This is a genomic window from Pseudomonas sp. GM102, from assembly GCF_000282555.1.
Classification (GTDB): Bacteria; Pseudomonadota; Gammaproteobacteria; order Pseudomonadales; family Pseudomonadaceae; genus Aquipseudomonas.
Genome location: NZ_AKJB01000033.1, coordinates 1 through 2527, shown reverse-complemented (window position 1 = coordinate 2527; position 2527 = coordinate 1). Strand labels below are relative to the sequence as shown.

The 2527-nt window shown below is 60.3% G+C and carries 1 protein-coding gene and 1 pseudogene; one reads left to right on the top strand and one right to left on the bottom strand.

From position 1 onward, the window contains the following. A pseudogene (locus PMI18_RS22585) lies at nt 1–519 on the bottom strand (diguanylate phosphodiesterase); the annotation flags it as partial. Between the two features lie 288 nt (nt 520–807). Between PMI18_RS22585 and ettA the strand changes: the two are divergent. Beyond that, nucleotides 808–2472, top strand: a complete 1665-nt coding sequence (gene ettA / locus PMI18_RS22590) for an energy-dependent translational throttle protein EttA (RefSeq protein ID WP_007897178.1) — start codon at nt 808–810, stop codon at nt 2470–2472. Nucleotides 2473–2527: the final 55 nt, after the last annotated feature.

Below are 2527 nucleotides of genomic sequence, written 5' to 3'. Positions count from 1 at the left end.
CTGCTCGTTGGTGCCGCTGGCCTGATGCAGCAGCAGGTGCACCACCGAACCGTCGTCGGCATTGCTGAAATAGTGGGCCTGGGCACGGCTGCGCTGAACCAGTTCGCTCAGGTAATGAGCGTCCTGGCTGTCGGCGGCACTGTCGCTGAGGATTTTGCCGGAGGGACTGAGCAGGGCCAGGCTGCGCAGGTCGGGCAGCGATTTCTGCAGTTTGCGCAGCAACGCATGCTGTTCGTCGGGGCTTTGTGGTTGTTCGATGATCGGTAGCAGGTTAAGAGCGATCTGGGCATTGAGTGCCATGTTGAGGCTGACTTGCGAAGCCAGATCGGCCGAGTAGTCGATGGTGTACTGGCGCTGGTTTTTCTGGGTTTCGCGAAGCTGATCCAGCAGCTGCCAGAACAGCAGTGCGAGCAGCAACAGCACGAGTGTTGCCAGCGCGCCCTTCAAGGTTCCGCGCAGGGGCGAGCCAGTCGCAGGATTGAGTGCGCTCACGGACGATGGCGGAGTGACCTTGGACAAACTGTAATCCTGCGGTTTGGCTGGACTGGCGCGACGTGCACTATAAGCCGGACGCCCGAAGGGCGGCTAGCATGCCTTGAGTTGTGGCGAAGTGCCAGCCCTCCCCGCTCGGCTGGACTGCCTCCTATCAATAAGGTAGCTTTGCCGGTTACGCGGGAGCGTTCCAGCTCCTAGAATCAGGTTTTTCAGCGCGCACGCCTTGATACCCATCAAACGAACGACGCGCCTGGCCTGGACGGGCATCGCCTGCGCTCCAATCATTCATCAGTCACTGACCCAAGGTTCTCCATGGCTCAATACGTCTTCACCATGCATCGGCTGGGCAAAGTTGTTCCGCCGAAGCGGGAAATCCTGAAAAACATTTCGCTGTCGTTCTTCCCTGGCGCCAAGATCGGCGTACTCGGTCTCAACGGTTCGGGTAAGTCCACGCTGCTGAAAATCATGGCGGGCGTCGATAAAGAGTTCGACGGTGAAGCCCGTCCGATGCCGGACCTGAACATTGGCTACCTGCCACAAGAACCGATCCTGGACCCGACCAAGACCGTTCGTGAAGTGGTCGAGGAAGCGGTCAGCGTGATCAAGGACGCTCAGGCGCGTCTGGACGAGGTTTACGCGGCCTACGCTGAGCCGGATGCAGACTTCGACAAACTGGCGGCAGAACAGGCCAAGCTTGAAGCCATCCTGCAAGCCAGCGACGGTCACAACCTGGATCGCCAACTGGAAGTCGCCGCCGATGCGCTGCGTCTGCCGGCGTGGGATGCCAAGGTCGAATTCCTGTCCGGCGGTGAAAAGCGTCGTGTGGCCCTGTGCCGCCTGCTGCTGTCCGCACCGGACATGCTGCTGCTCGACGAGCCGACCAACCACCTGGACGCCGATTCCGTCGCCTGGCTGGAGCACTTCCTGCACGATTTCCCGGGCACCGTGGTTGCGATCACGCACGACCGTTACTTCCTGGACAACGTCGCCGGCTGGATCCTCGAGCTCGACCGCGGCGCCGGTATCCCGTACGAGGGCAATTATTCGGGTTGGCTCGAAGCCAAGTCCGATCGTCTGGCGGCCGAATCCAAGCAGCAGTCGGCTCACGAAAAGGCCATGAAGGAAGAGCTGGAGTGGGTGCGCAAAGGCGCCAAGGCCCGCCAGTCCAAATCCAAGGCTCGTCTGCAACGCTTCGAAGAAATGCAATCGCAGGAATTCCAGAAGCGCAGCGAAACCAACGAGATCTACATCCCGGCCGGTCCGCGCCTGGGCGACAAGGTCATCGAGTTCAAGAACGTCAGCAAGGGCTACGGCGATCGCGTGCTGATCGACAATCTGTCGTTCTCCATGCCTAAGGGCGCCATCGTTGGCGTGATCGGCGGTAACGGTGCCGGTAAGTCGACCCTGTTCCGCATGCTGATGGGCAAGGAAACACCGGATTCGGGCAGCATCGAAGTCGGCGAAACCGTACAACTGGCGTGCGTCGACCAGAGCCGTGAAGACCTGGATGGCAGCAAGACTGTGTTCCAGCAGATCTCCGATGGTTCCGATCAGATTCGCATCGGCAACTACGAAATCCCGTCGCGCACCTACGTCGGTCGCTTCAACTTCAAGGGCGGCGATCAGCAGAAGTTCGTCAAGGACCTGTCCGGTGGTGAGCGTGGTCGCTTGCACCTGGCCCTGACCTTGAAAGAGGGCGGCAACGTCCTGCTGCTCGACGAGCCGTCCAACGACCTCGACGTTGAAACCCTGCGTTCCCTGGAAGAGGCCTTGCTGGACTTCCCGGGCGCCGCCATTGTGATCTCCCACGATCGGTGGTTCCTTGACCGCGTCGCGACTCACATCCTGGCGTACGAAGACGACTCGCAAGCGGTGTTCTTCGAAGGCAACTACACCGAGTACGAAGCCGATCGCAAGAAACGCCTCGGCGAAGCGGCTTCCCAGCCGCACCGGGTACGGCACAAGAAACTGGCCTGATTTCAGGTTGGTCGCATAGAAAAAACGGAGCCTTCGGCAGACCGTGTGAAAACGC